Annotated in this window: 13 protein-coding genes and 1 other RNA gene; 9 read left to right on the plus strand and 5 right to left on the minus strand. The window is 31.4% G+C overall.

Annotated features, from left to right (window positions below; translation table 11 throughout):
* Nucleotides 1–51 precede the first annotated feature (51 nt).
* From MUN68_RS10275 to MUN68_RS10285, 3 genes are read left to right on the plus strand one after another with little or no spacing between them, the layout of a single operon-like run.
* A complete protein-coding gene (locus MUN68_RS10275; protein ID WP_249996638.1) occupies nucleotides 52–1,137 on the plus strand; it encodes a flavin-containing monooxygenase in 1,086 nt (361 codons plus the stop codon).
* Nucleotides 1,138–1,153: 16 nt separating this feature from the next.
* Nucleotides 1,154–2,464, plus strand: coding sequence for a trans-sulfuration enzyme family protein (locus tag MUN68_RS10280; RefSeq protein WP_249996637.1), 1,311 nt, complete (start codon nucleotides 1,154–1,156; stop codon nucleotides 2,462–2,464).
* Nucleotides 2,457–2,993, plus strand: coding sequence for an OsmC family protein (locus MUN68_RS10285; protein ID WP_249996636.1), 537 nt, complete (start codon nucleotides 2,457–2,459; stop codon nucleotides 2,991–2,993). Before MUN68_RS10280 ends, MUN68_RS10285 begins: the two co-directional genes overlap by 8 nt.
* Here the strand turns inward: MUN68_RS10285 and MUN68_RS10290 are convergent.
* Nucleotides 2,990–4,009 (minus strand): metal-dependent hydrolase, encoded by a 1,020-nt coding sequence (locus MUN68_RS10290; protein ID WP_249996635.1) that lies wholly within the window; start codon nucleotides 4,007–4,009, stop codon nucleotides 2,990–2,992. The two genes, MUN68_RS10285 and MUN68_RS10290, sit on opposite strands and share 4 nt — an antisense overlap.
* Before the next feature lie 94 nt (nucleotides 4,010–4,103).
* Here MUN68_RS10290 and nhaC point away from each other — a divergent pair, with 94 nt between their 5' ends.
* From nhaC to MUN68_RS10315, 5 genes are all read left to right on the plus strand, one after another.
* Nucleotides 4,104–5,573: a Na+/H+ antiporter NhaC gene (nhaC, locus tag MUN68_RS10295; RefSeq protein WP_249996633.1), complete on the plus strand. Its 1,470-nt coding sequence runs from the start codon at nucleotides 4,104–4,106 to the stop codon at nucleotides 5,571–5,573.
* A gap of 140 nt (nucleotides 5,574–5,713) precedes the next feature.
* On the plus strand, nucleotides 5,714–6,352 hold the full coding sequence (locus MUN68_RS10300; RefSeq protein ID WP_249996632.1) for a peroxiredoxin: 639 nt from the start codon (nucleotides 5,714–5,716) through the stop codon (nucleotides 6,350–6,352).
* 80 nt (nucleotides 6,353–6,432) lie between these two features.
* Nucleotides 6,433–6,741 (plus strand): thioredoxin family protein, encoded by a 309-nt coding sequence (locus MUN68_RS10305; protein WP_249996631.1) that lies wholly within the window; start codon nucleotides 6,433–6,435, stop codon nucleotides 6,739–6,741.
* Nucleotides 6,742–6,761: 20 nt separating this feature from the next.
* A complete protein-coding gene (locus tag MUN68_RS10310) occupies nucleotides 6,762–7,019 on the plus strand; it encodes a DUF6952 family protein (RefSeq protein WP_249996630.1) in 258 nt (85 codons plus the stop codon).
* 129 nt (nucleotides 7,020–7,148) lie between these two features.
* Nucleotides 7,149–7,391, plus strand: a complete 243-nt coding sequence (locus MUN68_RS10315; RefSeq protein ID WP_249996629.1) for a putative signal transducing protein — start codon at nucleotides 7,149–7,151, stop codon at nucleotides 7,389–7,391.
* A gap of 65 nt (nucleotides 7,392–7,456) precedes the next feature.
* On the opposite strand, the gene MUN68_RS10320 is transcribed toward MUN68_RS10315, so the two are convergent.
* Nucleotides 7,457–9,082, minus strand: coding sequence for an ABC-F family ATP-binding cassette domain-containing protein (locus MUN68_RS10320; RefSeq protein WP_249996628.1), 1,626 nt, complete (start codon nucleotides 9,080–9,082; stop codon nucleotides 7,457–7,459).
* Between the two features lie 275 nt (nucleotides 9,083–9,357).
* On the opposite strand from MUN68_RS10320, the gene MUN68_RS10325 reads away from it, so the two are divergent.
* On the plus strand, nucleotides 9,358–10,797 hold the full coding sequence (locus tag MUN68_RS10325) for a TlpA family protein disulfide reductase (RefSeq protein ID WP_249996627.1): 1,440 nt from the start codon (nucleotides 9,358–9,360) through the stop codon (nucleotides 10,795–10,797).
* Nucleotides 10,798–10,852: 55 nt separating this feature from the next.
* Here MUN68_RS10325 and fsa read toward each other — a convergent pair whose 3' ends face one another.
* From fsa to ffs, 3 genes are all read right to left on the minus strand, one after another.
* The gene (fsa, locus tag MUN68_RS10330; RefSeq protein WP_249996625.1) at nucleotides 10,853–11,506 is read right to left on the minus strand and encodes a fructose-6-phosphate aldolase; all 654 of its coding nucleotides are present in this window, start codon (nucleotides 11,504–11,506) and stop codon (nucleotides 10,853–10,855) included.
* Between the two features lie 181 nt (nucleotides 11,507–11,687).
* On the minus strand, nucleotides 11,688–12,491 hold the full coding sequence (locus MUN68_RS10335) for an SDR family oxidoreductase (protein ID WP_249996624.1): 804 nt from the start codon (nucleotides 12,489–12,491) through the stop codon (nucleotides 11,688–11,690).
* 61 nt (nucleotides 12,492–12,552) lie between these two features.
* Nucleotides 12,553–12,651: signal recognition particle sRNA small type (ffs, locus tag MUN68_RS10340), an RNA gene on the minus strand.
* Between the last annotated feature and the right edge of the window lie 241 nt (nucleotides 12,652–12,892).

Consider the following 12,892-nt stretch of genomic DNA (forward strand, 5'->3'; position numbering starts at 1 on the left):
AAAATAGAACATATTATTGTTTAATAATCTAAATATATTGATTTTTGATGCATGAAGGACTTTATAATTATTGGAGCTGGACAAGCAGGATTATCAATGGCTTACCATCTTACTCAATTAAAAAAAGATTTTATTATTGTTGATGCAAATAGTGAAACTGGTGCACCTTGGCTTAAACGTTGGGATTCACTAAAGTTATTTACACCAACAGAATTCAACCATTTACCAGGAATGGATTTCCCGAAAGAAAAAGGATACTATCCAGATAAATATGAAGTTGCGTCCTATTTGAAATCTTATGTTGAAAAATTCAAAATCCCAATTACGTTCAATCAAAAAATCACAGGTCTAAAAAAGGAAGATGATTATTTTGTTCTAAAAAGCAAATCCGAAACCTTTAAAGCAAAAAATGTAGTCGCTGCAACTGGTCCATTTCACAAACCTTTTACGCCTTCATTTCATACTAAAATTTCAAAGGACGTTATTCAAATTCATAGTGAGCATTATAAAAACCCAGAACAACTTCAAGATGGAGACACCTTAGTTGTTGGTGCTGGAGATTCTGGAGTTCAAATTCTTAATGAAATTTCAAATACTAATCGCAAGGTTTATTTCTCAGGAGATACTAATATCACTTCAATTCCTCAAGAAATACTAGGAAAAACATTGTGGTGGTGGTTTAAAAAAATCGGTTTCCTATCTGTTAGTAAGTTTTCATATATCGGTAAAAAACTAAGTAAAGGCGGACAACCAATTATTGGAACAGATGTTAAATCACTTCTAAAAAAAGAAAATGTGATTTGCGTTGGTAGAACTTTAGATGCAAATAACACTGAACTACACTTTGAAGAAGGGGTTTTCAAAAACATAAAAAATATTGTTTGGGCTACAGGCTTTAAACCCAACTTTGAATGGATTAAAGGCGTCACCTTAAATGACTACAAATATCCAAAAAATTATAGAGGCGTTAGCAATCTTGAAGGACTATACTTTTTAGGACTTCCTTGGTTATACACAAGAGGTTCTGCTACTTTAGGTGGAGTAAAAAAGGATGCTAAATTTTTAAGTAATTACATTGAAAAATTAGAAGAAAAACCAACGTACTCTAAAATTACATTAAAAAAACAGTTTGTCTAATTTAATCCTATAGCCTATGAAAAAAAGTTATCAAGGTATTGAACAAAAAAGAACCCAAGGCGACATTTGGTTTAACGATCTTAAACGCAAACGGTCTCAAGGACCTACTTTAAGTACAAATAGATATGAGAATTGCAAGGAATCTACTAAATCTATTCATGCTGGTCAATACGACGATCCTGTTACTGGAGCACTTGGAACTCCAATTTTTCAATGCTCTACGTTTTACTTAAATGAAGCGTCTTACGAAGCTATTGAAGAAGGTCGAGGACGTGACGAAATGATTTATACACGTTATGGAAATCCATCACAATGGAGTGTTCAAGAGAAATTATCTGCTTTAGAAAATGCCGAAAGCTCTATTGTCTTTTCTTCAGGAATGGCAGCAATTTCGACAGCAATTCTGGGCATGTTAGATAAAGGAAGTCACGTGGTTTCATCTAGAGATATTTATGGCGGAACTTATAATTTTTTATATGAAGATTTAGATAAATTCGGAATGTCTGTCACCTTCACTTCTCCTACAGACATTAAAGAGATTGAAGCTGCTATTCAAGACAATACCAAAATACTATACTTTGAAGCTTTAACAAATCCTCTATTAAAAATCACACCTATTGAAGCGATTGTCGCTTTAGGAAAAAAGTACAATTTAAGAGTCATTATAGACAACACATTCTTAACACCTTATAATGTAAAACCTTTAGATTTAGGTGTCGATTTAGTTGTAAATTCTGCTACTAAGTATTTAAATGGTCATTCAGACTTAATTGGAGGAACCGTTTCAGGATCTAGAAAACTAGTAGATCGTTTGTGGCCACAACTACTAAAAAACGGAGGTTCAATGGATCCTCACGCTTGTTTTTTATTAGAACGAAGCTTAAAAACATTCGCTTTACGTATGCGAACTCACAATTCTAATGCGATGACATTAGCAACGTATTTAGAAAACCATACAAACATCAAAAAGGTATACTATCCAGGTTTAGCATCTTATGATCAATATGAATTAGCAAAACTTCAATTAAAAGGAAAAAACTCAGGAATGATTAGTTTTGAAATTGAAGGTGGTGACAACAATGCTCATGCACTTTTAAAACTTTTAAAATTACCTAAAGAAGCCACAAGCCTTGGTGGTGTTGAAAGTTTGATCTCGCTGCCATACAACACATCGCAAGCATCACTAACTAAAGAACAACAAAAAGCAATTGGTATTAACGACGGACTTGTACGTCTTTCGGTTGGTGTTGAAGATATTGAAGATTTAATATCAGATTTTGAACACGCATTACATTCCATATTTAAAAAACAACCTAATTATGCTTAATAATATAAATATTGCAGGTCTAAGCGAATATGCAAACGAAGTCAAAGAAAATACTATTCAAGGGAAAGCTTCATATGGTGTAAAACTCAATTGGGAAAGCGGAACAAAAACTACAGTATCTACAAAAAACATGATACTTGGTGAGCACAAATTGATTCGCGATTTTCAATTTACTATTGATGAGCCAAATCAATTACTTGGTATAAACTGTGCTCCAAATCCTGCTGAATACATGCTAGGTGGAATGGCTGGCTGCATGGCTGTGACATTTATGGCAGGTGCAACTGCAATGAATATTGAAATTAATCAATTGCAACTTGACATTGATGGACAATTAGATTTGCAAGCTTTTTTAGGGCTAAATCCAGATGTGAATCCTGGTTTTCCTGAATTAAAATTCATTTTTCATGTGAATGGAAATGGAACACTAGAACAATATCAAAAACTCATGGAACGAGTCACAATGCATTCTCCTAACTATAATACAATAAAAAATGAAGTAAAATTAATTGGTGAGTTAAAAAGTTAATGTCCTTTAATTCTATTCCAGAAATAATTTAAATTTTCACTAGAAGGTGGCTTTCCATCAAAAGGAAGCGCATTCCATCGCTCTCCTTCTTTCTTAATAGTAAAACTAAATACAGCATTATTTGGATTTTTTTCATCAAACGAAGGGTAACGTAAATCGTTATAACGTAAAGTATCACCTTCATTTTTGATTAAATTATAATACCCATTACTAAACCACGCTAAGGTTTTTATATCACCATTAGAATTTGGTGCTAAATCGTGATTCTTAGGCAATTCATTCCAAAGTTCTACTCTATTTGAGGCATCAAATAATGAATAAAATCCGACTTGATAACTGCTATCTGTTTCAGCAACTCCATACCATAACACATTATTTAAAATGGATGGCTGAGTCTGAAACCTGTTGTAATTAATTCCAGCTTCTACTAAAGATGCTTTATAAACTGAATTGATATATACTTTATTCACTAAGGTAAAAGCCATATAAACAGAACTGATTCCAACACCAAGTTTTAACCATAAATGACGTCTTGTCGTTTTTCTATTGAAAAACATTAGCACAATCATACATATTAAAAACGGAATCGTGTACAAAGGATCTACTACTGAAATGTTATTGATAGCAACACGATAATTTGAAAAAGGTGCAAATAATTGTGTGCCATAAGGTGTAAAACAATCTAAAATAGGATGCGTAAACAAACACCAAAAAAATAGCCACATCCAATTTTTTTGAGTTGTTGAATCTTTCCGTTTTCCTGAATTGTATAATTTAAAAATGAGCCATCCGAATACAAACGCTGCAATAACTGAAAACAAAATAGAATGCATAAAACCTCTATGAAAGGCCATAATATCTATTTCGTTATTGAAAATCCATCGTCCAACTAAAACATCTAAATCGGGAATTGTACCACCAATTGCTCCAAAAAGCAAGGCTTTATTTCCGATTTTCTTTCCTAGAACAGCTTCTCCACAAGCAGCTCCTAAAACAATTTGAGTTAATGAATCCATAGAATAATCAACAATAAGCTACAAAAGTACACAACTAAATCGATTTGCAATTCGTATCACAAAATCGTAACATTACAAAACTAAAACCATACAAATGCAAGAGGACGATAACATTTCCGAATTCAAAGCTGATAAACAAAACATTGTTAAAAACAAAGAGCTCAATATTTTTGAAGCACTTATTCCTGTTGTAATTTTAATGAGCTTATTAGCTTATAATATCTTTTTTGTTGAAGATCAAGAATGGTTAGGAGGCTACACAAATCAGCTTATTTTATTGATTGGCGGTTTTGTTGCAATGATTGGTGGTTTTTTGAATAAAGTTTCACTATCGCTCATGATTAAAGAAGTTTGGGAAAACCTTAAAAGTGTTTTTGTCCCAATCATGATTTTATTTTTAGTTGGTGCATTAGCAGGAACCTGGTTGGTAAGTGGTGTAATTCCTGCGATGGTCTATTATGGTTTACAAGTATTAAGTCCTGAAATATTTTTACCAGCTTCTGTAGTAATTGCAGCAGTGATTTCAATAGCAACTGGTAGTTCTTGGACGACTTCAGCAACTGTTGGCATAGCTTTAGTTGGCATAGGAACCGCTTTAGGTATAAATCCTGGTATGATTGCAGGCGCTGTAATTTCGGGTGCCTATTTTGGAGATAAAATGTCGCCTTTAAGTGATACAACTAACCTTGCTCCTGCAATGGCTGGAACAGATTTGTTTACACATATTAGATATATGACAATAACAACAATTCCAACAATAGTGATTACGCTAATTGTATTTGCTATTATAAGTATGAATATCAATACTACTGGAAGTGCAGATATTAGTAGCTTATTAAGCTCAATCGACAATACGTTTAATATTTCGCCTTGGTTATTTTTAGTGCCTGGAGTTGTTATTGCTTTGATTCTTTTAAAGACAAAACCATTAATTGCGCTTGGAACTGGTGTCATTTTAGCAGGATTTTTTGCTTTTATTTTTCAGCCTGAGGTTTTAAGCAATCTTTCTGAATCAAAATTTGGAGCTGTAATTAATTCTGCATTAACAGATACTAGCATTGAAACTGATAATGAAAAACTTAATGATTTATTTTCTTCTGGAGGATTGAAAGGTATGCTTTGGACCATATATCTCATACTTTGTGCTATGGTTTTTGGAGGTATTATGGATGCTATAGGAGCGCTTTCAAGAATTACACAAGTTTTATTATCAGTTGCGACTACAATTTTCGGATTATTTGCCAGTACAGTTATTAGTTGTTTAGGATTAAATGCAATTGCATCTGATCAATATTTAGCAATAGTAATTCCTGGAAAGATGTTCAAGAAAGCTTATGATGATAAAGGATTAGCTCCTGAAAATTTAAGTAGAACATTAGAAGACGCTGGAACAGTGACTTCGGTTTTAATTCCGTGGAATACCTGTGGAGCTTATCAATCTGGTGTTTTAGGTGTTGGTGTTGGTGAATATTTTGCGTACGCGATATTTAACTGGCTAAGTCCATTTACTACATTATTATTTGCTGCCTTTAGGATTAAAATTAAAATGCTAAAATCGAAATAGATGTTTTCTATTGAATTTTCACTTTACTATAATCAAAATCAATACTTTTATTGAGATTTAAAATTTGTTTCCCTTAAAAATATAGTAATGTAATGTATCTTTGTAGTAGAAAATAATAATCAATTTAAAACTATAAAAACATGGCATTAGTAGGAAAACAATTCCCTAACCTTAACGTTGACGCAATGAACGATATGGGAGACACTTTCAAAGTAAACGTTCTTGAAGAAGCAAAAAACAATAATAAAAAAGTAGTTCTTTTTTGGTATCCAAAAGATTTCACTTTTGTTTGTCCAACTGAACTTCACGCATTTCAAGCTGCAGTTGGTGAATTCGAAAAAAGAAACACAATTGTAATTGGTGCATCTTGTGATACTCCAGAAGTACACTTTGCATGGTTAAGTACTTCCAAAGACAATGGAGGAATTGAAGGTGTTACCTACCCTATTCTTGCAGATAGTAATAGAAACTTATCTAGTATCTTAGGTATTTTAGATATCCAAAACGAAGTTTACGACGAAGCAACTGGAACGGTTCAAGTTGAAGGCGATAATGTAACATACAGAGCGACTTACATCATTGATGAAGAAGGAACCGTTCAGCACGAAAGCATAAACAATATGCCTTTAGGTAGAAATGTAAATGAGTATTTAAGATTAATTGATGCTTTAACTCACGTACAAGAAAAAGGTGAAGTTTGCCCAGCAAATTGGGAAGAAGGAAAAGATGCAATGGCACCAAATGCTAAAGGTACTGCTGAATATTTAGCATCTCACTAACAAATTTAAGATGATACAATCTGTATATTGATTAACAGGTTGTATCACTTAGCAAATGCTTACTTTTAAAACTTTCTGTTATGATTCAAGAATTAGAACAAGACAATTTACAAGACATAATTAATAGTAATGATACTGTTATTGTGCAATATTCTGCAACATGGTGTGGTAACTGTAGAATAATGAAACCAAAATTCAAGAAATTAGCTTCTGAAAACGAAGGTATAACTTTTGTGATTGCAGATGCTGAAAAATTTCCTGAATCTAGAAAATTAGCAACTGTAGATAATTTACCAACGTTTGCTACTTTTAAAGCTGGTGCGTTTAAAAATCAGGTTCAGACGAATAAATTTGATGTACTTAAAGAACTTGTTGAAGAAGTCGTATAATAACACAAAACTTAGTATCAATGAAACTACCTGTAATTAAACAATTGACACAATTCATTGAAGATAACGATGAAGATTTTGTTCTAGAGACGATTGAAACTCTAGAAAATCTTACTGAAGTTTCGTCATTAAAAGATGAAGAACTCGATGTTATTGGAGAACTCATTTCTAATATGTATGGAGCTATAGAAGTTAACAAGATGATAAAAGATGGTACTCCAAAAAAAGAAGCATTAAATAACTTTATGCAACGTGTTTTGGGTTCTATAGACAAATAACCGATTCATATTTTAACATTTAAAAAGCGTTCTAAATTAGAGCGCTTTTTTAGTTAAAGACATCACAATACATAGTGTAACATTCTCAACTTTTTTGTACCTTATAGGTAGAATTTAAAACCTATAATTATGAACACTTCAGAATACACAAAAGTTTATTACGGCAATTTTATTTTAGTTACTCGTGTAAAAGATGAATTAGAACATTTAGGTATTGTTCCTATTGTAAAAGACGAAGGTGAATCGCAACGCTTAGCAGGATACGCATCTATGAATCAAGGATTTCAAGAAGTCTTTGTACATAATGATGAATTAAAGCAAGCACTTGAAATTGTAAATCGAGTAAAATCTGAGATGGAAGCGACTTCTTAATTAACATAAAAAATGTTGGTGTAAATTTTACACCAACATTTATAATCTTTATTAATTAGGACTTTTTATACTGTAACTGCGTACATTTTATTACGCAACTCCTTTATTTTTTTATCGCTCATATAATCATCAAATGTCATATAACGATCTATAATTCCGCTTGGAGTTAATTCAATAACTCTATTTGCTACAGTTTGTGAAAACTCATGATCGTGTGACGTAAACATCACAGTGCCTTTAAAGTTTTTAAGCGAATTATTAAACGCTGTAATGCTTTCTAAGTCCAAATGGTTTGTTGGCTCATCAAGCATTAAAACATTTGCTCTAACCATCATCATGCGACTTAACATACAACGTACTTTTTCTCCTCCTGAAAGCACATTAGATGTTTTTAACGCTTCTTCTCCACTAAAAATCATTTTCCCTAAGAATCCACGAATATGAACCTCTTCACGTTCTTCTTCAGTAGTTGCCCACTGACGTAACCAATCTACAAGGGTTAAATTATTATCAAAAAATGCACTATTATCTAATGGCAAATACGATTGAGTTGTCGTAATTCCCCAAGCATATTTTCCAGCTTCAGCAACTTCATTGCCATTAATAATTTGATAAAAAGCAGTTGTTGCTCTAGAATCTTTAGAAAATACGACAACCTTATCTCCTTTATTAAGGTTAATGTCTATGTTTTTAAATAATGTTTCACCTTCAATAGAAGCCGCTAAGCCTTCTATATTTAAAATTTGATCACCAGCTTCGCGATCACGTTCAAAAATTATAGCTGGATAACGACGGCTAGAGCGTCTAATTTCAGATATATTTAATTTATCTATCATTTTCTTTCTACTCGTTGCTTGTTTTGATTTTGCAACATTGGCAGAGAAACGTCTAATAAATTCTTCTAATTCTTTTTTCTTGTCTTCAGCTTTTTTATTTTGTTGTGCATGCTGTCTTGCTGCTAATTGTGACGATTCATACCAAAAGGTATAATTCCCAGAAAAATGGTTGATTTTACTAAAATCAATATCAGAAATATGTGTACAAACTGAATCTAAAAAGTGTCTATCATGAGATACAACTATCACACAATTATCGTAATTAGCTAAGAAATTTTCTAGCCAAGAAATTGTTTCATAATCTAAATCATTGGTAGGCTCATCCATAATTAGTAAATCAGGATTTCCAAAAAGAGCTTGAGCCAAGAGAACACGTACTTTTTGCTTACCATCCAAATCTTTCATTAAAGTATAATGGTATTCTTCTTTGATTCCTAGATTTGAAAGCATTGCTGCTGCATCACTATCTGCATTCCAACCATTCATTTCTTCAAATTGCACTTGAAGCTCTCCTATTTTATCAGCATTTTCATCAGTATAATCTGCATATAAAGCATCAATTTCAGATTTAAGCTTAAACAAAGGCTTATTACCCATTATGATCGTTTCTAAAACTGTATGTTCATCATATAAATTATGATTTTGTTCTAAAACAGACATACGTTTGCCAGGTTCTAAATGAACATGTCCTGAAGTTGGATCTTGTTTTCCTGCAATAATCTTCAAAAAAGTAGATTTACCTGCACCATTGGCTCCAATGATTCCGTAGCAATTTCCATTATTAAAAGTTGTATTCACTTCGTCAAATAAAATGCGTTTACCAAATTGTACTGAAAGGTTAGAAACTGTTAACATAAAATGTATTTTAATTTTTACTCAGATAATGATAACTTAATAAATAAGACTTCGTGTACTTACAAATTAATAAATTTTACTCCTTGACATAAAAATCTTGTAAGTTTTGCAAAAGTAGAGAAATCTATCCATTGTAAGAAGTAACTAGCACTAATTATTTTTCAACTAAATGGTTTGAAACATTGCATATAGCAAGATTTAACAGCGTATTAACAAGAGTTATTATTTGCAAGCTCTATTTTTGTTTTTGATATTGAACGACCTACAATATATTTATGAAAATTTATTTTTTTACATTTCTAGTAGCCTTACTTGTTTTTAGTTGTAAAAACTCTAATTCAACAGATACTGACTATGCATATTTTGGTGGTGAAATAATTAACCCAAGTAACAATTACATAACTCTTAATAATTCATTTGTAGGCAAAGACACTATTTATCTTGATAAGAACAATAGATTTCTTCACAAAATTGATAGTTTAAAACCTGGATTATATTCATTTACTCATGGTGGCGAATTTCAAACTATATTATTAGAACCCAATGACAGTTTGCTTTTCAGGTTAAATACAAATGATTTTGATGAGTCTTTAGTATACACAGGGAAAGGCTCTAAAAAAAATAATTACCTTATAAAATCGTTTCTAGATAACGAAATTGAGAATAAGGAATTTATGAATACTAGTCTTTTAGAACCAGAGGTTTTTGTTGAGCATATGGATCTCCTTAGAAAACAAAAACTAGCACATTTTGAAGAATTCTTATCTAAGAAACCGTCTTCAGACTTATTTAAAAACATTATTACATCTAGTATTAACTATAACCATTATGCCTATCACGAAATGTTTCCATTTGGCTATTATGGAAATAAGAAATTGATTCATTTTAAGGATTTACCTGAAGGTTTTTATGATTACAGAAATGAAATAGATCTTAATAATGAAAGTATTAGCGAACTATATGCTTACAATAGGTTTCTATTTTGGCACTTTAATAATATTGCATTAAAACAGTATTATAAAGATGGTATTCATGAAGCATTTGATAGAATGGCTTTAGACTACAATATTGAAAAACTACGACTTATTGACAGCTCGATTACCAGTAAAAAAATTAAAAATTACTTATTAAAACACAATATTAGAAATTTTATACTGAATTCAGATAATCGTGATGCTACCATTGAGTTGATTAATTTTTATCTTAAAAAAAGCACAAACCCTGAAGATAAAATTTATTTAAAAGCACTTGTAGAAGCAGCAAATAAATTAACGGCTGGACATGATCTTCCAGATGCTACTTTAATTGATTATCAAGGAAATTCTATTGAATTAAGCTCACTTATAAATTCGCCTACAGTTATTTATTGTTGGTCTACTAATTTTAAAATGCATTCAAGAAACAGTCATTATAAAATAAGAGAGTTACAGGCTAAGTTTCCTAAAGTAAACTTTATTGCTATTAACTTTAACGATAATGATTTTAACTATTGGAAAAAGACCTTAAGATCTTTAAAGTTTTCGGCTAAAAATGAGTTCAAGTTTTCAAATCCAACTGAAGCAGTAGAAAAGTATGTGATTACTTTCAATCACAAAACATTAGTGCTTGATGAGCATATGGGAATTATAAGCTCTAATGTTGGTCTATTTAGCGATGACATGGCTGAAAGTTTAAAAAAAGTTTCCAATGCCTATAAATCATCAAGCTTAAAATAAAAACACTCTTAAATAATATTATTCAAGAGTGTCTCCATTATTCAATAAAGTACCTTTAGTTTCCTTTATTATAATCTGCTAAAAACTTTTCTAAACCTAAATCTGTTAGAGGATGCTTCAACAACCCAACAATTGAACTTAAAGGTCCAGTCATGACATCTGCTCCAAGTTTTGCACAATCAATAACATGCATTGTATGACGAACAGAAGCGGCTAATATTTCAGTTTCAAAACCATAATTATCATAAATCATTCTTATTTCAGCAATAAGATTTAAACCATCAGTAGAAATATCATCCAAACGACCAATAAAAGGTGACACATAAGTCGCTCCTGCTTTAGCTGCCAATAAAGCTTGTCCTGGAGAAAACACTAAAGTCACATTTGTTTTTATCCCTTTATCGCTAAAATACTTACAAGCCTTTATCCCATCTTTAATCATAGGTAATTTAACTACAATTTGATCATGAAGTTCAGCCAAAGCTTCACCTTCTCTGATCATTCCTTCAAAATCTGTTGATATGACTTCTGCAGAAACATCACCTTCAACAATATTGCAGATATTAACATAATGCTTCATAATGTTGTCATGACCTGTAATTCCTTCTTTAGCCATTAATGATGGATTTGTAGTTACTCCATCTAAAATACCCATATCTTGAGCTTCCTTAATTTGATCAAGATTAGCTGTATCAATAAAAAATTTCATATAAATTGTGTTTTTATTTTCTCTGTTTTACTGAATTTATTTCAGTTAAGAAAAAACGTTATTGTGATTTATTCCAGTCACGAAATTACAAATTTAACATTGCTTAAATGACATCTTTTTTTCAAAACATATCAACATATCAAAACAGAAAACACATTCATAATTTTTAGAGCACTTTTCTCTATAATTTATAATGATTACGTAATAACTTCTCGTAAATTTTATCTGGAAGAATTCGTTTTAAAACAATTGAAAATTTTTGCATAAAAGCACCTACTTTATAATGAATTTTCGGGTTTTTAGTTTCAATGATTTTATATATGGCTCTTGCCATTTGTTTGGGATCATTTCCACTATCTACATGTGCATCCATCATGCTTAAAGTATTTTGATAAGTTTCTTTATATGGAGAGTTGTCTAAAACTGGAGCATGATATCGTCCAGCTGCAATATTTGTAGCAAAATCACCTGGAGCAACGTTAGTCATTTTAATATTAAATCCACTAATTTCCATTCTAAATGCTTCTGTTACCAATTCTAAAGCACCTTTGCTTGCGCTATAAATTCCACGATATGGTAATCCCATATATCCAGCAATAGAAGTTATATTTATTATCAATCCAGAATTTTGTTCGCGCATTTGAGGCAAAACCGATTTTATCACATTTATTGGCCCGAAAAAATTAGTCTCAAAATTACGCTTGATTTCTTCATCAGGAATTTCTTCTATTGGACCAGTAATTCCTGATCCAGCATTATTAATAAGAACATCTAATCTACCAGACGTTTCTACGACTGCTTGAATTGCTTTTTTTATAGAAATAATATCTGCAACATCTAGAGCGACCAATTTAAATTTAGAATTTGGATAACGATCTGGATTTCTACTTGTACCAAAAACGTCATAACCTTTAGAGGATAAAAATTCACCTATAGATTTTCCGATTCCAGAAGAGCCTCCTGTAATTAATACAACTTTAGACATAAATTAATTGAACAATTTGAAGTTAAAAATACAATATAATTAGGAAAGTATTGCGCACAAAAAAAGGCAAGCTACCTACATCACACCGCTACGACCGCGTACCTTTGCTTCGTTCCCGACCTGGAGGATTAAGCAGGAGCTGGTTGTGTAGGACTTGCCAGTTGCAAAGATACAATCTTTTAATACTATAACCCAAAATATATTTCAGAAAAACTACTACTGCAAAAAACAACTTCAAAACATTTCGTTTTACTATTTTTTTAAGTCTAAACTTAGCAATACTATGCTAAAACTTATAAAAAATTATGCTTTATTGTATTTTTCCACATCGCTACGTCATTCTAAAACTTAATTTGGGTATAACAATGATTTTTTTTACCGAATTTTATTAAATAACTTGC

This window comes from Psychroserpens ponticola, assembly GCF_023556315.2.
Classification (GTDB): Bacteria; Bacteroidota; Bacteroidia; order Flavobacteriales; family Flavobacteriaceae; genus Psychroserpens; species Psychroserpens ponticola.

Excerpts from the sequence above, each read along its gene's own strand:
- MUN68_RS10275 (WP_249996638.1), top strand. The coding sequence starts at position 52 with ATGAAGGACTTTATAATTATTGGAGCTGGACAAGCAGGATTATCAATG.
- MUN68_RS10280 (WP_249996637.1), top strand. The coding sequence starts at position 1,154 with ATGAAAAAAAGTTATCAAGGTATTGAACAAAAAAGAACCCAAGGCGAC.
- MUN68_RS10285 (WP_249996636.1), top strand. The coding sequence starts at position 2,457 with ATGCTTAATAATATAAATATTGCAGGTCTAAGCGAATATGCAAACGAA.
- MUN68_RS10290 (WP_249996635.1), bottom strand. The coding sequence starts at position 4,009 with ATGGATTCATTAACTCAAATTGTTTTAGGAGCTGCTTGTGGAGAAGCT.
- nhaC (WP_249996633.1), top strand. The coding sequence starts at position 4,104 with ATGCAAGAGGACGATAACATTTCCGAATTCAAAGCTGATAAACAAAAC.
- MUN68_RS10300 (WP_249996632.1), top strand. The coding sequence starts at position 5,714 with ATGGCATTAGTAGGAAAACAATTCCCTAACCTTAACGTTGACGCAATG.
- MUN68_RS10305 (WP_249996631.1), top strand. The coding sequence starts at position 6,433 with ATGATTCAAGAATTAGAACAAGACAATTTACAAGACATAATTAATAGT.
- MUN68_RS10310 (WP_249996630.1), top strand. The coding sequence starts at position 6,762 with ATGAAACTACCTGTAATTAAACAATTGACACAATTCATTGAAGATAAC.
- MUN68_RS10315 (WP_249996629.1), top strand. The coding sequence starts at position 7,149 with ATGAACACTTCAGAATACACAAAAGTTTATTACGGCAATTTTATTTTA.
- MUN68_RS10320 (WP_249996628.1), bottom strand. The coding sequence starts at position 9,082 with ATGTTAACAGTTTCTAACCTTTCAGTACAATTTGGTAAACGCATTTTA.
- MUN68_RS10325 (WP_249996627.1), top strand. The coding sequence starts at position 9,358 with ATGAAAATTTATTTTTTTACATTTCTAGTAGCCTTACTTGTTTTTAGT.
- fsa (WP_249996625.1), bottom strand. The coding sequence starts at position 11,506 with ATGAAATTTTTTATTGATACAGCTAATCTTGATCAAATTAAGGAAGCT.
- MUN68_RS10335 (WP_249996624.1), bottom strand. The coding sequence starts at position 12,491 with ATGTCTAAAGTTGTATTAATTACAGGAGGCTCTTCTGGAATCGGAAAA.